Raw genomic sequence first — 18,779 nt, forward strand, 5'->3', positions numbered from 1 at the left:
TTGAGGGCAATTAGCAGCAGTTTTTAGGAAGTTTTCTCGCAAGAGGGATCAAATATGGCCGCTTCCTTAAGAAGAACTGAGTACTTAACGAACATCGAAGCTTCGACTCCAGTTAGCGAAATGTCAACATATCTTAATGACTCATGAATTAATAACTTCTTGTTTTTACTTTTTGGCTTTCGGTCGCTTCCAGCCGTGAATGGTTTTTTGCTGGCTGACGGTCAGGGTTAATTCATCAGGAGGGACATTTTTCCGAATGGTGCTGCCGGCACCTATGGTTGCATTTCTGCCAACGGTCACAGGAGCAACTAATTGCGTATCTGAACCAATGAAGACATTGTCTTCTATGATGGTTTCATGTTTGTTGACGCCATCATAATTACAGGTAATGGTTCCGGCTCCTACGTTCACGTCCTTTCCCAGCACCACATCCCCCAGATAACTTAAATGACTGGCCTTAGTTCCAGTGTTGAAGCGGGCATTTTTTGTTTCGACAAAATTGCCAATTTTACAGTGTGCTTTCAGTTCCGTTCCCTTGCGAATACGGGCGAAGGGACCTATCTGACAGGCTTCATCGATAATGCAATCTTCCAAAACGCTGTTCGCCTGTATTTCGCAATGACTGCCAAGGGTGACGTTTTTCAACTGACAGTTTGGCCCAATAGAACAATGATTTCCTATGCGTACTTTCCCGCTGAAAATAACATTGATATCAATAAAAACATCTTTTCCACAAACAAGTTCACCACGTACATCCAGACGAGAAGCATCTGCAATGGTAACGCCATTGAGCATAAGTCTTTCAGCTTCACGCCTCTGCCAGGCACGTTCCAGTTCTTGTAATTGCAGTCGATTATTGACTCCCTGTATTTCAATGGGTTCTTCGGCATGGATGGAAGCTATGGCTTGATTTTCATTGACAGCAATGTGAATGATATCGGTCAAATAATATTCTTTTTGAGCGTTTTCATTTTTAAGCTGCGGCAACCAGCGTTTTAAATCATGAGCTTGCGCACAGCAGATACCGCTGTATATTTCCTGAATGGCTTTTTGAGCAGAGTTGGCATCTTTTTCTTCAATAATGGACAGAATATTTCCTGTCATATCACGTATGATGCGCCCCAGTCCAGTTGGATTATCCAGTACAGCTAACAGTAAAGCCAGAGAAGGTCTTTGTTGCTTTTCTGTTCTTATTTGGATCAGCTTCTCAAGGGTATTTAGGCGAATTAACGGCACATCCGCCGATAAGACCAGTACCTGAGAAGAGTCCGGTATAAACGGCATGGCCTGCATTAAGGCATGTCCTGTGCCAAGCTGTTCATGTTGGACAACCCAGTTAACAGGCAAGTTTGAAAGCTCCTTTTTAATTTGCTCACCTCCATGTCCAATAATCACATGTATGGCATCAGGGTTAAGCTGCTTAGCTATTCCTGTGACGTGGGACAGCATGGGTTTTCCGGCGATTTGATGGAGGACTTTAGGGGTATTGGAGTGCATTCGCTTGCCTTGTCCACCGGCAAGAATAACAATTTGTAGTGACATTTTTTCGCTTCCTTTATTCTTTTTATTTTTTAATACCGCCAATTAATGCTTCAAGAATTGCCATGCGTGTATAAACCCCATTGGTGACCTGTTGCAGAATAAAGGATTGGGGGCCATCTGCAACATCGCTGTCGATCTCAATTCCACGATTAACAGGTCCCGGATGTAAGACCATGGCTTCAGGTTTGGCTATAGCTAAACGTTCTTTACTAAGTTTGAAATCTCGCTGAAAGATGGCAAGGTCAAATTGTTCATGCTGAGACAGACGCTCTTTTTGTACACGCAGACAGACAATAACATCTGCATCGATCAAAGCTTCAGATATTTTATCTGTCACATAGCCATAGTGGACTGTCTCTGGCTGCCAGAGTTTCGGGGCGACCATGGCCAGTTCTCCAACACCCAGCGCTTTACATATACATTGCAGGGAATTGGCGACTCGCGAATGGCGGATATTGCCAATAATGACCATCTTTAGTTTTGGCAAATGAGGCTTTTGTTCCACAATGGTGACTAAATCAAGCATGGCCTGGCTTGGATGAGCGTGTTTGCCGTCACCTGCGTTGATCAGATGAACATTGCCGTTTAATTTTGTTGCCAGCTGATTGTGCAGCCCATCTTGAGAATGTCTGATAACAAAATGGTAGATCCCCATTGCAGAGAGATTAAGAATAGTATCTTCAATGATTTCACCTTTGCTTTCGGAAGAGTGTTGCACATCAAGATTAATCACAGGCATAGAGAGACGATGCGCAGCCACCTCAAAACTTACACGCGTGCGTGTGCTGTTTTCATAAAAAAGATGGGCTACCGTATATTGCGGATAAACAGGATATAGGGAATTTCTTTTGAAATACAAAGCTCTCTGAATGCAGTTTTCTATTTCATCGCCTGGGATCTGACTTATTTCTAAGAAATGTTTCATAAAACCTCATCTGGGTGGTGTAACCATTGCTCCAGAATAATGCAAGCGGCAATACTGTCGATTTGTGAATTGCGGATTTTACGATATCCTCCCTTAGCAAACAACTGCTCGCGTGCCTCGATGGTGGAAAGGCGTTCATCCACCAAATGTACGGGTAATAAAAAACGTTGTTGAAGTTGATTTGCAAATTCTCGCGCAGCCGCTGTGGTGTACAGCTCAGAGTCATCAATACAGGTTGGTAGGCCTACAATCAACACCTCTGGATGCCATTGAGTTATGATTTTCTTAACATCAGACCAATCAGGGGTGCCGGCTTTGGCTGCAATGGTTGTTAAAGGAGAAGCGGTACGCGTAAAAGTCTGACCGACTGCGACACCAATACGCTTAAAGCCAAAATCGAAGCCCAGGCAGACTCGGTTAGGCATGGCCTGTTTCTGTACTAAGTTGTGACATATTTACTCCAAGAATGGATCCCGCGTAATTCCAGCGCTCATTAAAAGGGACCTCATAGAGTATTTCGGTTTTAAAAGGGCAAATAAGCCAGGCATCTTCAATGACTTCTTTTTCCAGTTGTTTTTCACCCCAACTGGAATAACCCAAGGTGATAAGAACATCCTGGGGACCTTTGTTATGCGCAATGGCTAAAATGATATCATTAGATGTAGTGATAGTCACGTCATCCTGTAACATCAGGCTGGAACGCCAGTCATTGACCATTTGTTTATGAATCACAAATCCTCTTTCTGGCTGCATTGGACCGCCATATAAAAGAGGCATTTTATTTTTTTCATTGTGCTCGGATTTAATATTTAATTGTTCAAACACAAAGCTTAAGTGGTAATTCATTGGCTGGTTGACAATAAGACCAACTGCCCCTTGCTCTTTATGCTCACAAACATACACGACAGCGCGCTCAAAACTTGATTGGTTTAAGGTGGGCATCGCTATCAGTAAGTGATTGGTTAAAGAGTTTATATTGGTCATTATTTATCCTATAGTTGCTATAAAGAAGTTGCAAAAATACATCTCTTATAGTCTAAGTATAAGACAAAAAATGAACATTAAATTTCAATATAAAGCAAAATTTTTAAAAAAAAACACATAAGATAAGTGTGGAGTGTAGAATTTAGTCTATAAGCTTGAATTTATATTCGGGTCTGCCAAAATAGAATCCCTGGGCGTAATCGACCCCTAATTGCCTGAGCAAATGGACAGTTTCTTCATCTTCCACATATTCAGCTATGGTTTTTATCTTCAATGTTTTTGCAATCTCGACCATTGATTTCACAAATTGTCGGTCAATTTCATTTTTAAGAATATTTTTAATAAAACTACCATCGATTTTTAAGAAATCTACTGGCATATATTTTAAATGGGTAAAAGAAGACAATCCTACACCAAAATCATCAAGAGCAAATTTCACGCCTAGGTTTCTACAGGATTTCATGAAATTGATGGCTGATTTGATATGAGTAACTACAATGTGTTCATTAATTTCAAGAATTAATCGCTCTGGAGCAAATTTTTTCTCTTTAATGGACTCTATCAATACATGGTATATTTGTTCATCATTTAAAGCATTAGAGGATATATTACAAGTCAGATAAAGATCATGGTATTTTTCAAGTAATGCGATGGTGGTTTTAATAACGAAGAGGTTGATTTCCCGCATTAAGCCATAATGTTCTGCGACGTCTAAAAAATTCTCGGGAAGGATAATTTTATCCTTGTTTTTCATTCGCAATAAGAGCTCATAATGAGAGACTTTATCCTGATGTACATTAAAAATGGGTTGTGAAAATAAAATTAAGCGCCCCTCATTCATTGCTTCTTTAATCATGTTCGCTAGTTGGACTTTATTTTTAAAAAGAAAATTCCAATTAACGCTTGGGTCATAAATCTCATAGGCGTTTCTGTTTTTGACTTTACACTGATATAAAGCCAAATCGGCATGCATGAGCAAATCCAGTTTATCCTCATTAGCTTTTGGAAAGAGAGCAATCCCTATACTTACAGTTACTGTAATGGTTTGTCCGTTGACGGAAAAAGGAAAATTGCGAATTGTCTTGATGAGTTGGGTAGCAAGCTCATTGATGTCTTGCGGTTGAATGTTTGTCACAATAACGGCAAATTCATCCCCACCAAAACGACCGACCACATCGGTTTGGCGAAAATATTTTTTTAGAAAATCAGCAAAACAGATAAGTAGTTTGTCCCCATGCTGATGACCAAAGTTATCATTGATTTCTTTAAAATGATCAATATCCAATAGTAAAAAGGCATTACACTGGTGGGTTCGATTCGATAAACGAATATGATAGGCCAGCTCGTCTTCAAATTTCTTACGATTATAAATTCCTGTCAGATAATCATGACTGGATAGATAAATAAGTTGGGCAATATTTTTTTTGATTTCACTAATATCACGAACCACAATGACCCAACCTTTTGTTTTGTTGTTAATGCCAACAATATGGGAACAGGAAATAGCAACAGGGATATCTGAATTGTTTTTTCTGGCCATGCTTATTTCCAAACCCTGAATAAATTTTTCATTTACGATCAGTTGGAAAAAGTTTTCATGTTCATTGTCATAGGAGTGAATCAGCAACAATGAATTAATGGATCTGTCGATGAGTTCTTCTTGTCTGTATTGACTAAGCGAAATGACAGCAGGATTGGCAATGCGAATCAAACCTTCATGATCACAGACAATAAGTGCATCATTAATGGTCTCAATGATTTGATTGGCTACAAAAGTAGGGGAATCCAACAAGTGATACTTTTCAATGACATAACATAAAATAGCAATAAAAAAGCCAATAAACATCACACCCAGCGGATAGATATCTATACCAAAGCAAGGAATAAAATCGATGGATCCTATGTAACCGGTTAAAAATGCAAAACCTACGAGTTTAATCTGTTTTATTTTTTGCATTTTATGGGTATGGCGGATTTTTTTATATTCATTCCATAACTCCACAAAGCAGAGAATCATCACAGAAAAGAAAAAGAAGAGAAAAATAAGACTGAAGCCGGAATTGAATTTTGGATAGAATCGCCATTCAAATTTTGGATAATATCCCCACTGATATTGATAAAGCTCACTGAAAATGGCATGAAAATAAAACTGTGAAATGGTAAAAAAAACGCCAAGGGAAAAAAATAAAATAAGATAAAATTTTCTTTGATTCACAATTCCTAAAAAGGAAGCAATAAAAAGATAAGCAGCCGGAGATATAACAGGTACGAATAAATAACCTACATTGGCCCACCAAAACGCCAGTGCTTCGCTTTTTGAGATATAAAGAAAAATAAAGCTCAACAGCCAGGAACTAATGGTGAAAGTCAAAAGAAACAAGGTTATGGCAAGAAAACTGAAACGCGTTCGAAAAAGACTAACCAAGCCTAGTAACAAAACGGCGCAGGCAACGAGAAGGTTGGACAGTCCGAAAATACTAAATTTAAAATGATTTAAAGGCAGCATTCGATTTTTATTTAACCATATATGTTATTATTTGATCAATTTATAATTTAAAGATATGCCTTACCCTCCTATATTGCAAATGAATCCATTTTTATTTATATGGCATGGCTCATCTCAACAGAAATCAAAAAAAATATTCGAGCTTATTGACAATTGCTCTATAGTTCCTACGTGCTGCCGAGATCTCATGGATGCAGCGGATAAACCGCGGCACGTGGGCATTTGAGCGAGATCACGAAACGAAATGTCAACAGATCCTGAGCTTTTTTGATGAGGGGATTCCTCATAAATGTTTTCATAAAGGAATTAAAAACGGGTTATTTCCAAGCTGGTGGAATAAATTTTTATGGTAGTTCATTACTTTGCAAGATGGACTTCCTCTTACGCTTAGATGAGACAAATAAGGCATAATATAATCAAAATAGGATTTTGCCTTATTGGTTTTATCTCTGGGCATGACAGATTTTTCTGATGCCCCAGAGGATTTTATAATTGATTGTTTTGTTCTCATAAAGTTTCAGGTATACTTGCAACAATTTTTATAAATATGTTAATACATGGGCAGCATATTTAATATGTTTGGGCCGTCACCTATTCGGCCAATAGAAAAGCATATTCGCAAGGCGCATCAATGCGCAAAGCAGCTATATCCTTTCTTTGAAGCCGCACTGCAACAAGACTGGCAAACGGCCAATGTCATTAAAAACAAAATCACCGAGCTTGAAAAAGAAGCTGATTTGATTAAACGTGATCTTCGTTTACATTTACCTACCGGCCTGTTTCTTCCTGTCTCCCGTACGGATTTACTTGAGCTTCTGAGTGCCCAGGACAGAATTGCCAATAAAGCTGAAGATATTGCCGGTTTGATTATCAGCCGACAAATGGTTATACCTGAGGCCCTTGTCCCTGACTTTCTTCCTTTTTTAAGTCGATGCCTTGATGCTTCCAAGCAGGCATGCAAGGCCATTAATGAACTTGATGAACTATTGGAAAGCGGCTTCAGGGGAAGTGAAGTTAAAATCGTTGAGGAAATGATTTTAACGCTCGATGAAATAGAGCAGGACAGTGATGAAAAGCTGGCTGCCATCCGACATCGAATTTTTGAGTTGGAAAAGGATTTACCTGCTATTGAAATTATTTTTCTCTATAAACTGGTTCAATGGATTGGCGATCTTGCCGATTATGCTCAGACAGTGGGTGGTCGGTTGCAAATTCTCATTGCCCGGTAATTTCTATGGATTTTTCAATTATTTATCTTTTTGCAGCTCTTATCCTTTGTTTCCTTATGACTTGGGGAGTTGGTGCCAATGACCTTGCCAATGTCATGAGCACCACCATGGGGTCGAAAGCCATCACGGTGCGACAAGCAATGGTGATCGCTATTTTTTTTGAATTTGCCGGTGCCTTCCTTGGTGGTGGGGAAGTGACGGAAACCGTAAGAGATGGCATTATTTATACCAGCCAGCTTTCCGATCAACCGCTGATTATGATCGAAGGTATGCTGGGTGTATTATTTGCCTGTACGGTGTGGATGAATCTTGCCAGTTATTTAGGTGTTCCTGTATCTATTACCAATGCACTTGTAGGCTCGATGGTAGGGTTCGGTAGTATTGTTCTTGGCACAGATGCTGTAAAATGGTTTCAGGTGTCTCATATCGCTATTGGCTGGGTCACCTCTCCCATTATCGCCGGCATCACTGGTTATGCGCTGTTTATCAGTATTCAGCAAACGATTTTCATCAAATCAAATCCCCTGGAAAAAGCAAAGCTTTATATTCCGGTTTATCTTTTTTTGGTAGGTGCAGTTTTATCCTTTATCACAGTATTTAAAGGCTTAAATCATTTTAAAATTCATTTAAATTTAAAACAGGATTTGGCGGTCACACTGGCCACCAGTATCACCATTACTATTGTTGGCCTGCTGTTTATAAGACGTATCCCTGAAAATCCCAATATTCGCCGTCGCGAGCGATTTATTCAGGTTGAACGGTATTTTGCCGTGCTTATGGCAATGACTGCCTGCGCCATGGTGTTTGCCCATGGTTCAAATGACGTAGCACTCACCGTCGGACCTTTATCTATAATTCACAGCCTGGTGGTTCATTCCAATCAGCCTTTTGGTGCTGAAAATTATCCGGCTTGGATCATTCTTTTGGGCTGTATAGGGGTCATTTGTGGTTTTTTAATGTACGGCCGGAAAGTCATTGAAACCGTAGGCAGCTCAATAACGGCCTTAACTCCCAGTCGAGCATTCGCTGCAACACTTGCTGCCGCAACGACGGTGGTCGTGGCAACAAGTACGGGTATACCTGTCTCTGCAACACAAACTTTAGTCGGTTCGGTATTGGGTGTTGGTCTTGCTCGCGGCATCGGCGCACTTAATCTGATCGTTATTCGCAATATTTTTACCTCATGGATATTAACCTTGCCAGCATCCTCATTATTGACCATCTTATCCTACAAACTGATTCATTATTTTCTGGGTTAATGGTGACACACGCCATATCCAAATTCCTGCCTCTTATTTTCAGGACCTAGTCTTGATTTATGCCTCTACTATACTGAGAGTAAAAAGAGGAGAACAGATACAAAAAAATGAATATCTTTAACATTCAAAATGAATTGGTATTGTTATTATTACGTAATTCATTAAAAACCGTCCCTTTTAATGTTTTCCTTGCGGCATTGTTAGCTCTTATACTGCTTTACAATGATGTACCGATGAGGCTGGTTGGTCTTTGGTCTTTAACGATTATTATCCTGAGTGTTGTACGTTGGCTCTATAGCTATTTCATGATGAAAACCGAATATTACAATACCCATCCAGCACCGGTATTAGGAGTATTTTTACTGTTCGTTTTTCTGACAGGACTTTTCTGGGGCAGTGCCTATGTGATTTTTTTGCCTTATATCACTCCTTTTCTTGAAGTGATTATTATTCTTATCGCCGGCGGTCTATGTGCTGGCTCAATAGGAAGTTTATCTGTATTTTTGCTTGCTTATTATGCCTATTTATTACCTATCTTTCTGCCAATTGTGACCTATAATTTTTCTTTTTTTGAAATGGAAAGAATCATTCTGGCTATTATGTTTTTATTGTTCATTATCATGCTGATTATTCATGCCCACAGTAATGCCTATTTATTGCTTCAGACTTCTGAGTTATCTAAGGAAAAAGACAGTTTGATTCACAAGCTGACTTACACGAATAAAAAACTGGAAAAGTACATTCAGAAGCTAAAAACCATAACAATAACCGATCCTTTAACAAATTTATATAACCGGCGTTATTTCGAAAAAGTTTTAAATCATGAATTTAAAAGGGCAAAGCGGAATGATTATGCTTTAAATCTCGTTTTTATTGATATTGACAATTTTAAAGATGTTAATGACACCTTTGGGCATCCTTTAGGAGATAAATTATTGGTCTATCTTGCCAATTTGTTAAAACAAACCATGCGTCGCTCAAATGATACTGTTTTTCGGCTTGGCGGTGATGAGTTTGCTGCCATATTGGCCAACACAACATTGGCAAACACTTTGTCAATATGTAAAACTCTTTGTACTGAATTTAAAAAAGCAAAGTTCGCTAAAAAAGAGAAGTTAAATGATGAACATGATCTTCTTCAACAAATATCGCTAAGCATAGGCGTTGTTTTTATTCCCTCTGAATATCAAAAAGATATAGAAAATGCTGTGATCGCAGTGGATAAGGCACTATATGAAGCAAAAAAACGGGGAAAAGATCAAATTATAACCACGAAATTACAATAATTTTTTTCAAACCTTTATTGCAGGAAAACCCAAGCTGAGTCTTTTTTGCTAAAAATTGAGTAAATTTGAAATGTAAAAAGCTGAAAGTGATGCTGAAACGACACAGATATGCCATTATATAAATAAACTTGACATTTCGCTTCGTGGTATTTTTTAAAAGAAAAGACGCAGGTGCGAAAAGTCGATAAGATAAGCAGACCATTTTTTCATGATTAAAGAAAAAATAACTACAAAACATATGACAAAACGTTTTTTGTTTTTTACATTACTGACGTTATTGCTCTTGAGCTGTGGCAAACCGAAAGAGCATCACTATCAGGGTTATGTCGAGGGAGAAAACGTTTTTCTGGCTTCACCCAATTCTGGTGTGCTGGAGAAATTGTTAGTGCAGCGTGGGGAACGAGTAGGAAAAGGGCAAATGTTATTTAAGCTGGACAGTGATCCAGAGCAATTGCTCGTAAAACAAAGAAGAGCTGAGTTGGTTCAAGCGCAACAAACCCTACAGGATTTAAAACGACCTCGCCGTCCTCCTGAAATTGCTGCTATCAAAGCACAGATTGAACAGGCAGAAGCGAGAATCAAGCTGGCTGAACTTGTGGTAAAGCGACGACGAGAGCTTTATGAAAGGAATGCAACTGATAAGGAAACACTGGATGAAGCTGTCGCCGAGTATGAAGAATTACAGCAGTTAAAAGCGCAGTATCAAGCCAATCTGGCTTTGGCACAATTGGGCAGTCGCGAGCGGCAGATTAAGGCTCAGCAAGCTTTAGTAGAATCACTGGAAGAAAAATTACAGGAAGCCAAATGGCAGTTGGAGCAAAAAAGCCTTTCTGCACCTGCAAATGGTTTTATTTTTGATACTTTTTTTCGTGAAGGTGAATTTGTGGGCACTCAACAACCCGTATTGGCTTTATTACCGCCTGAAAATATTCGTATTGAATTTTTTATTCCTGTTGACCATCTTTCTAAAATATATCTTAGGCAGAAAATCGCTTTTAAATGCTATGGTTGTGATAAAAAAAGTGAAGCGACAGTAAGTTATATCTCACCGGAAGCAGAATATATTCCACCGCTGGTCTATAGTCGTGAAAATGCTGAGAAGCTCGTCTTTCGCATTAAAGCAAGGGTCGCAGAACCTTGGATGTTTAAACCTGGGCAACCGGTAACCGTTATATTACCATGACAGACGATAATATCATTATTGATGTAAAAAATCTAGCGAAATCGTTTGATGATCAAGTCGTGGTTAATCATATCAACCTGCATGTGGTAAGAGGGGAGGTGTTTGGTTTCCTCGGACCCAATGGCAGTGGTAAAACCACGACCATTCGCATGTTATGCGGTCTGTTGACGCCGGATGCTGGTACAGGTACTTGCCTTGGTTATGATCTTATTGATGAATCCGATAAAATCAAACGTCATGTAGGCTATATGACTCAAAAATTCAGCTTTTATACGGATTTAAGCATTGAGGAAAATCTCGATTTTATTGCGCGAATATATGGAGTCGAGCATCGCAAAGAAAAAATTGAAAAAATCATGGAGGAATTTAGCTTAACACCACGAAGAAAACAGTTGACCGGACATTTATCCGGTGGTTGGAAGCAACGAGTCGCCCTTGCAGCCTGTTTAATCCATAAACCGGAGTTATTGCTACTGGATGAACCCACAGCCGGTGTAGACCCGGTTGCCAGACGGGAATTCTGGGATAAAATTCATCTGCTCAGTGAACAAGGCGTTACCATCTTCGTTTCCACTCATTACATGGATGAAGCGGAACGCTGTACCCGGCTTGCTTATTTGTCTCGAGGTAATTTATTGGTGACGGGGACGGTGGATGATATCATTGCCAAAACTCAATTAAACACCTGGGAAATTACAGGCTTTATTACCACAGCTTTATTAAAGCAGATTAAAGAAATTGAAGGAGTGACTCAGGCAGCACTTTTTGGTAATCAAATTCATATTTGTGGGGAAGATGTCAAAAAAATTGAAAAAGAATTGAAAGTATTTTCTGAAAAAAATGATTTAAGCTGGAAAAGGATCAAGCCTACTTTGGAAGATGCATACATCAATTTGCTGAAAAAATCGAATGGAGAACAGGATTGAAGATAAGGATTCCACACCACCTGCTTGCTGTCATCGTTAAGGAATTTATTCAAATGCGCCGTGATAAAGGAACGTTTGCCTTGCTCATGGGGGTGCCTTTAATGCAGTTGATTTTATTTGGTTATGCCATTAACACCAATCCGCGTTCACTACCTACAGCGATTGTGAATGATGATCACAGCGTTTTCAGCCGCAGGATTTTAAAGAGCATGGAAAACTCCACTTATTTTAAATTTATTAGCCCACAATCGAGTGAAAAAGAAGCACGCGAATTATTAAAAAAAGGACAGGCATCTTTTGTGGTGAATTTTCCGGTTAATTTTTCCCGTGATCTGGTTAAAGGGTTAAGACCTCAACTTTTACTTGAAGCCGATGCCACGGATCCTGCCGCAACCAGCCGCGCTATTTCTGTGTTCAGCGATCTTGCTTTTCTTACATTAAATGAGGAACTGACCGGTCCATTAAAAGACCTCATTGTCAATAAGCCTCCTTACGAGCCCGTCGTTCATGCCATATACAATCCCCTGGCAATTACTTCTTACAATATTGTTCCAGGTTTATTAGGTGTGGTATTGACCATGACCATGGTGATCATCACCTCATTGGCGATCACCAAGGAATATGAACGCGGTACCATGGAGAATCTGCTGGCCACACCATTGAAACCGCTGGAAGTGATGATCGGTAAAATCTTACCTTATATTATTGTTGGTTATCTGCAGGTTTTATTGATTTTATTTTTATCGAAACTCTTGTTTGATATACCCATAGAAGGCAGTATTCTTCTCTTATTGTTTTTCTGCCTACCGTTTATTGTTGCCAATCTTGCCGTGGGGCTGACTTTTTCCACTCTGGCCTCAAATCAATTGCAGGCCATTCAAGGCTCTGTGTTTTTCTTTCTGCCTTCCATTTTACTGTCAGGTTTCATGTTCCCCTTTCGCGGCATGCCGGAATGGGCCCAATGGGTAGGGAGTGTACTGCCTTTGACTCATTTTTTAGTCATTGTGCGCGGCATTCTTTTAAAAGGAAACGGCTTTATGGACGTGTGGGCGAGAGTCATTCCCATCATTATCTTTATGGTAGTGGTGATGCTGATTAGTTTCAGCCGCTATCGTAAGACTTTGGATTGATAAAAAAGCTTTATTAAAACTCCGAAATCATTTAAATTCGCACAGTTTAAATTTGATTTAGAGATAATCAAATAAACTCATTAAAGATTATAATCGAATTCCCGCGGCTTGCCTGAATACCCGCAGTTTGCCAAACCGGATTCCCGCGGCTTGCCATGCCGAATTCCCGCGGCTTGCCATGCCGAATTCCCGCGGCTTGATCGCGGGATCCATAAACATCGTAAACTTTTTAGAACCCGCTATGACTCTCGAGTCAAGTTAGGAAGCAGTAATCCAATGCTTTTTGTACAATTTTTATAAAATTTATTGTTAATTTTTCCTTAAGCATCGATGGTGTAGAATAAGTATGTTTTATTGTCTTGATGAGGTAGGAAATGACGTATAACTTAAAAGATGTTTATCAATATGCGCAAATGGCGGCCGAGGCTCTTTCCGGTAAAGGACTTGCCTTCGAAGCAGCGAATATTTTAAATAATGAAAAAAAATGGAGTTATTATAACGATGCTTTAAGAAAAGCGGCGGAAGAATTAGAATCTGTACCAAAAAATGTCATTTCTCCCTCTGAAAAATACAAGGAAAAATTAGCTAATTATGCTTTTGCTCTTGGGTTAGCAGCTGAATTTTTGTATAAAAAGGAGAAAGAGCAAAATCCTGAGCATCAAAAAATCATAGATAAACACTGCTCAGCATTAATACTTTTTATAAAAGGGTCTCCAATATTTGAGAACAGAATGCGTTTTGAACCTCCTGTTCCTCAAGAACAAATAATAGAAGAGCACGTTGCATCTTTATCAGAACCTAAAAAGAAAGAAAAGGCACCATTATTTTCTGGTTTATTCCCTCATAAGCCTAAGAACGATAAAAAGGAAAAAGAGCCATTACTTCAAGAAGAAGGAACGCTCGGTCTTGCCCGGCAGTTACATCAGGAAGTAAAGAAGAAAGAGCAGAGACAAAAAAAACATGAAAAAGACGTTAAAAGACATATCAAGGGTGCTTTAAAAGAAGGTGAAAAACTTCTTTTTGGAGAAGGTAAGGAGCCAGAGGTTTTGGACTTTTTAGAAAGCAAGCAGTTTAAGGCTCTTAATGATTATTATCAGCAGACTTTGCTTCATGATAATCGTTCCCATTCTTATTTGTGCGGTCTATTCAGCCTTAAAGTTGAGAAAGCATCTGTCCTGAAAGATTTAATTGATAACCTTACCAAGCAAAAAACAATGGATGGAATTAAGGATGTATTAAATGAATTTTATCAGGGTAAAGGAATGCAGCTAAAAACTGGTGGTGAAACCGATTATGAAATCTTAAATAAGGGGCAAAATATTACCACCCGCGTTTTTGGTCATTTTGGGCTTAAAACCACTACCATTGAAAAGATTGATAACTTGGATAAATTGGCTAATCCGGAAAAATATAATAGTAAGGCGAAAATGTTTTAATGGAAAAAATTAGGATTATCCGATATTATTTTTAATAAATTATTATCTAAAATCGTAAGGCAGGTTGGACTTTACCACCTGCTTTTTTATTTTCTATTTTATTAAAATACATATCTCTGATCTGGACTTTAGCCATTTTTCAAGTAAAGGAATGCAATAGATTAAAGACCATAGAAGCGTACTGTTATCTTTATCAAAGTCGCTTTAAATCGATGCTTGAGAAAATAGAATGGCACGAATTACCGTGGCATCGACCGCGGTAACCAATGCGAAGCTCCGTATGGTCTCCCCGCTATCAAGTGGCGGCGATTCGATCCCAAAAAATAGCTAAAGTCGAGTCTGAGAATTTATTATTTTTAGTAGAACTCACAGGACAAAATCATAGCACTTAAAGCATGCACAGTAAGACGTTATTGCGGACGAAGTAAAGCAATTGTAAGTTCAATTTTTTATGAGGTATCGATGGAACGCTTTGCTCGCAATAACGGCAATTTGGTTTTATTTGGACAAAGTAGGATTTTGTCCTGAACTGTCTTCTTATCAAAGATAAATAATCATTGACTTAGTCGGTTATTTAACTTATCATGTTGTATTAAATTTGTACTATTTTGGATGACATAGTGCCAGATTCAAAACTTGTCGGTGGACTTTTACTCATTGTAGGGACTTCAATAGGCGGCGGCATGCTGGCACTTCCTGTTTCGACGGCTGCAGTCGGTTTTGCCAATTCCATAGTTTTTCTTTTCTTATGTTGGCTTGTTATGACGGCAGGGGCCTTACTGGTACTTGAAGTCAATTTACGTCTGCCCGCCGGTAGCAACATGATTTCCATGGCCAAATCGACTCTTGGTCTGCCTGGTCAGGTCATTGCCTGGATGACTTATCTTTTTCTTCTTTACACCTTACTTGCAGCCTATATTTCAGGCGGTAGTGATGTTTTCAACGGTTTGCTTCATAAAATCAATGTTCATCTTTCAGATGCATGGGCAGCGGTTCTTTTTACCGCTTTATTTGGACTCATTGTCTACAGCGGCATACGCTCCGTTGATTATGTCAATCGTGGCCTAATGTTTGGAAAGCTTGGCGTTTATTTGCTGTTGGTTATCATCATCAGCCCGCACGTATCACCTAAATTTTTAACGGGCGGCTCATCTCTTGCCATCACAGGCAGTCTGATGATTTTAGTGACCTCCTTTGGGTTTGCTTCCATTGTACCAAGCCTTCGTGAGTATTTTGAAGATGATGTGCGGGCATTGCGAAAGGCCATTCTTTTAGGATCTTTAATTCCTTTAACCTGCTACATTCTCTGGGATGCCGTCATTATGGGTGTGGTGGCGAGGGATGGGCAATATGGTTTGCTGGCCTTGATGCAGTCAGAACATGCCACCAGTGGTTTAAGTGATGCTTTAAGTCATGCAGTCCGCAGTAATTCCATCAGTGCTTTTTTTGGTGTATTCAGCTCAGTATGTATGCTAACTGCTTTTCTTGGCGTGTCCCTTGGGCTTTTTGATTTTCTTGCCGATGGTTTGAAGCTTGGAAAAAGCGGACAACAAGGTAAGTTTACTCTGGCCTTAACTTTTCTTCCGCCCTTATTACTGGTATTGGTCAAACCTGGAATTTACTTACAGGCTTTAAGTTATGCAGGAATCTGCTGTGTCATTTTATTATTGCTTCTACCCACCATCATGGCCTGGAGGGGTCGTAAAACATGCACAGGAGAGGTGATGCCTATGATACCCGGCGGCAACCTCAGCTTATCACTGTTGATGTTGATAGCGGTTTTCTTATTGTTTATTTCCCTATAAAATCCATTTTCCATGCGAATCTTTTGATGGTTCGCACTTGATTGATTTTACTTATTTTTGACAGGGAATAATAAAATGGATGTTCATTTAAAAAAATACATAAAAACTTTTCTGCACTATTTTCAATTAACGCTCTGTAGTGAAACTCGTTTGCAAAAGGCTAAAAATGATTTTGGCAAGGGACCTCGTTGTCAATTACAAAGTTTCGCTATTCAGCATTGGTCTGAAATGGACCGATATGCTTTTAGTGCTGCTTATTTCGAAGCCATTGCTGCAGCCAATGAAGAATGGGTAAATAATATGAATGGAGCCCATCTGACCGCTGAGTTTAAAGATTATATTGATACAAACATCATGCCTCAGCTTATTGAAAATACCAGTTCTGAAAACTGGAGAGAAATTATTAAGCAAAGAATAGCCACCGAACAAGAAAAATGGAAAGGCTCCCTATATAAAGATAATCCACTCACTTTTTGGGGGCTGGCCGGAAGCGCTGCTTTAGTTGGTGCGGTAGCGGCGGTGTCCTATTACAATACAAATAAATTGTAAGCCTTATCTATATTTCCTCCTTCAGATGATAAAAAGTAAGTGCTCGGCCTTGCTCGGAAAATTGGTATGAATTATCCCTTATCTCAACATAGCGGTTGAACTATTACAATAAAAAGAACTTGGATGCCGACTTTCGTCGGCAATTGGAGATGATTTGGACGGTAAGGCCAAGGTAGAGACGGCACTTAAGCCTTATCAATTAAGCTAAGATTAAGTTGTCGGCCACAGACCCAGGCTTTGGTCAGATCTTTGACTATGTTTTTGGGTAATCCTTTAGGTAAACGTACAGTTGAGTGATCGGCATGAATTTTTAATCCACTGATTTGTCTTCCTAAAAGCCCTGCTTCATTGGCAATAGCGCCAACGATATTTCCTGGTTTGACTCCATGGACCCTGCCGATGTCAATGCGAAAAAGATCCTGGTCTTGCTGGGGATCACCACTGCTTCTCTCACGATTTGAGCGACGGGTCGAACGTGAAGGTTTGTCTTCTGAATAAGAACGATCTGCTTTGTGTTTTCGCGGTTTATCTTTTACAGGGTCAGAGACTTGAGGCAGCCTCAGCTCTTCCTGCAACGATTCATCCTGATTAGCCAGTAAGGCTAAGGCAGCTGCAACATGCATGGCGGAAGTAGTAGGCTGAACGGTGATGTATTCTTCAATCAAAGACAAATAATCTTTAATATTCTCATGCTGCAAACGCTCGGTAATTTTTGCCATAAACTTCTTTTTTCGCGCTGTTTTGATTTGACGATCATCAGGGATGAACATTTTTTCAATGCGCTGGCGAGTATGTCGCTCGATCATATTCAGCATGCGGGTTTCCTTGGGGGTCACAAACAAAACAGCTGTCCCGCTGCGCCCGGCTCTGCCTGTACGACCGATTCGATGCACATAAGTTTCACAATCAAAAGGGATATCAAAATTAATGACATGCGTTATACGGTCGACGTCGAGTCCTCGCGCTGCAACATCGGTGGCTACAAGGATATCAATAGTGCCCTGGCGAAACTGAGTGATGATATACTCACGCTGATTTTGACTGATGTCACCGTGAATGGCCATGGCGCGATAATTTTGCTGCTGCAGAACTTGAGCCACTTCTTCTGTACTGCTTTTTGTTTTGACAAAGACAATAACGCCCTGAAAATCTTCTACGGCCAGAACTCTCAGCAACGCGGCTGATTTTTGAGTGCCAGAGGCAAATAAAAATTTTTGTTCTATGGTTTTTACTGTCGCTGTTTTAGACTGAATTTCAATAGAGACTGGGTCATTTAAATAATTTTGCGCAATATGACGAATGCGGGAAGGCATGGTGGCAGAAAATAAAGCCATTTGTTTTTTTTCAGGTAATTGGGCGAGGATGGTTTCGACATCTTCGATAAATCCCATGCGTAACATTTCATCGGCTTCATCTAGAACAAAAGTTGACAATTGCCCAAGTTGCAAACTGCCACGCTCAATATGATCAAGTATTCTGCCAGGGGTCCCCACGACCACTTTGGCGCCGTCACGAAGTTGTTTTAACTGACGTCGGTAATCCTGTCCGCCACAAAGGATTGCTACGGTGGAATTTTTCTGATAACGGCTTAACGTTTCAATTTGGTCAGCCACCTGTATGGCCAATTCACGTGTCGGTGTCAATATTAGAGCCTGGGTGTTTTTTATTTTATCTGATAAACCTTGCAGAATGGGCAGAGCAAAAGCGGCGGTTTTTCCCGTGCCTGTTTGCGCAAGCCCAATGACATCTTTTCCTTCAAGTAAGGGTGGGATGGTTTTTGCTTGAATGGCAGAAGGTGTATGAAACTTCATTTCTTCCAGGGTTTTTAACAATTCATTGGACAAATTAAGCGAGGAAAATGTGAGCGATTCTTGAGTCATGATAATCCTGATATAAAAACTGGTTTAAATTGTGGAATAATTTCTGTTCGGGGTAATTTAGACGACATTCCTGGAACGAAACATTAAGTATATAAAAATTGTACACTATAATAACAAAATAAACAGAAATTTGCATTAA

15 protein-coding genes are annotated in these 18,779 nt (G+C 39.6%); 9 read left to right on the plus strand and 6 right to left on the minus strand.

Translation table 11 applies throughout. From position 1 onward, the window contains the following. Nucleotides 1–165: 165 nt before the first annotated feature. The 5 genes from glmU to E4T55_RS12300 form a co-directional block, all read right to left on the minus strand. Nucleotides 166–1,542, minus strand: coding sequence for a bifunctional UDP-N-acetylglucosamine diphosphorylase/glucosamine-1-phosphate N-acetyltransferase GlmU (gene glmU / locus E4T55_RS12280; RefSeq protein ID WP_058502977.1), 1,377 nt, complete (start codon nt 1,540–1,542; stop codon nt 166–168). A 22-nt stretch (nt 1,543–1,564) separates the two neighbouring features. After that, complete coding sequence (locus E4T55_RS12285; RefSeq protein WP_058502801.1) at nt 1,565–2,467, minus strand: aspartate carbamoyltransferase catalytic subunit; 903 nt, start codon at nt 2,465–2,467, stop codon at nt 1,565–1,567. Further along, nucleotides 2,464–2,892 carry a Holliday junction resolvase RuvX gene (ruvX, locus tag E4T55_RS12290; RefSeq protein WP_058502800.1) on the minus strand — a complete coding sequence of 143 codons (429 nt, stop codon included), beginning with the start codon at nt 2,890–2,892 and terminating at the stop codon, nt 2,464–2,466. Before ruvX ends, E4T55_RS12285 begins: the two co-directional genes overlap by 4 nt. Beyond that, nucleotides 2,885–3,451 carry a YqgE/AlgH family protein gene (locus tag E4T55_RS12295; RefSeq protein WP_058502799.1) on the minus strand — a complete coding sequence of 189 codons (567 nt, stop codon included), beginning with the start codon at nt 3,449–3,451 and terminating at the stop codon, nt 2,885–2,887. Before E4T55_RS12295 ends, ruvX begins: the two co-directional genes overlap by 8 nt. 142 nt (nt 3,452–3,593) lie before the next feature. After that, nucleotides 3,594–5,957, minus strand: coding sequence for an EAL domain-containing protein (locus E4T55_RS12300; RefSeq protein WP_058502798.1), 2,364 nt, complete (start codon nt 5,955–5,957; stop codon nt 3,594–3,596). 557 nt (nt 5,958–6,514) lie between these two features. On the opposite strand from E4T55_RS12300, the gene E4T55_RS12305 reads away from it, so the two are divergent. The 9 genes from E4T55_RS12305 (at nt 6,515) to E4T55_RS12345 (ending at nt 16,760) form a co-directional block, all read left to right on the plus strand. Continuing rightward, complete coding sequence (locus E4T55_RS12305) at nt 6,515–7,186, plus strand: TIGR00153 family protein (RefSeq protein ID WP_058502796.1); 672 nt, start codon at nt 6,515–6,517, stop codon at nt 7,184–7,186. Between the two features lie 5 nt (nt 7,187–7,191). Then, on the plus strand, nt 7,192–8,445 hold the full coding sequence (locus tag E4T55_RS12310; RefSeq protein ID WP_058502795.1) for an inorganic phosphate transporter: 1,254 nt from the start codon (nt 7,192–7,194) through the stop codon (nt 8,443–8,445). 107 nt (nt 8,446–8,552) lie between these two features. Continuing rightward, nucleotides 8,553–9,731: a GGDEF domain-containing protein gene (locus tag E4T55_RS12315; RefSeq protein ID WP_058502794.1), complete on the plus strand. Its 1,179-nt coding sequence runs from the start codon at nt 8,553–8,555 to the stop codon at nt 9,729–9,731. Between the two features lie 208 nt (nt 9,732–9,939). Continuing rightward, nucleotides 9,940–10,914 carry an HlyD family secretion protein gene (locus tag E4T55_RS12320; RefSeq protein ID WP_058502792.1) on the plus strand — a complete coding sequence of 325 codons (975 nt, stop codon included), beginning with the start codon at nt 9,940–9,942 and terminating at the stop codon, nt 10,912–10,914. Then, on the plus strand, nt 10,911–11,840 hold the full coding sequence (locus E4T55_RS12325; RefSeq protein WP_058502791.1) for an ABC transporter ATP-binding protein: 930 nt from the start codon (nt 10,911–10,913) through the stop codon (nt 11,838–11,840). Before E4T55_RS12320 ends, E4T55_RS12325 begins: the two co-directional genes overlap by 4 nt. Then, nucleotides 11,837–12,970, plus strand: a complete 1,134-nt coding sequence (locus E4T55_RS12330; protein WP_058502790.1) for an ABC transporter permease — start codon at nt 11,837–11,839, stop codon at nt 12,968–12,970. Before E4T55_RS12325 ends, E4T55_RS12330 begins: the two co-directional genes overlap by 4 nt. A 374-nt stretch (nt 12,971–13,344) precedes the next feature. Further along, complete coding sequence (locus E4T55_RS12335) at nt 13,345–14,406, plus strand: hypothetical protein (protein ID WP_058502789.1); 1,062 nt, start codon at nt 13,345–13,347, stop codon at nt 14,404–14,406. Nucleotides 14,407–15,026: 620 nt separating this feature from the next. Further along, nucleotides 15,027–16,211, plus strand: a complete 1,185-nt coding sequence (locus E4T55_RS12340) for an amino acid permease (RefSeq protein WP_058502788.1) — start codon at nt 15,027–15,029, stop codon at nt 16,209–16,211. Nucleotides 16,212–16,286: 75 nt separating this feature from the next. Beyond that, nucleotides 16,287–16,760 carry a hypothetical protein gene (locus E4T55_RS12345; RefSeq protein ID WP_058502787.1) on the plus strand — a complete coding sequence of 158 codons (474 nt, stop codon included), beginning with the start codon at nt 16,287–16,289 and terminating at the stop codon, nt 16,758–16,760. Between the two features lie 185 nt (nt 16,761–16,945). On the opposite strand, the gene E4T55_RS12350 is transcribed toward E4T55_RS12345, so the two are convergent. Continuing rightward, nucleotides 16,946–18,640, minus strand: a complete 1,695-nt coding sequence (locus E4T55_RS12350) for a DEAD/DEAH box helicase (RefSeq protein WP_058502786.1) — start codon at nt 18,638–18,640, stop codon at nt 16,946–16,948. Nucleotides 18,641–18,779 lie beyond the last annotated feature (139 nt).

This window comes from Legionella israelensis, from assembly GCF_004571175.1.
Taxonomy (GTDB): Bacteria; Pseudomonadota; Gammaproteobacteria; order Legionellales; family Legionellaceae; genus Legionella_D; species Legionella_D israelensis.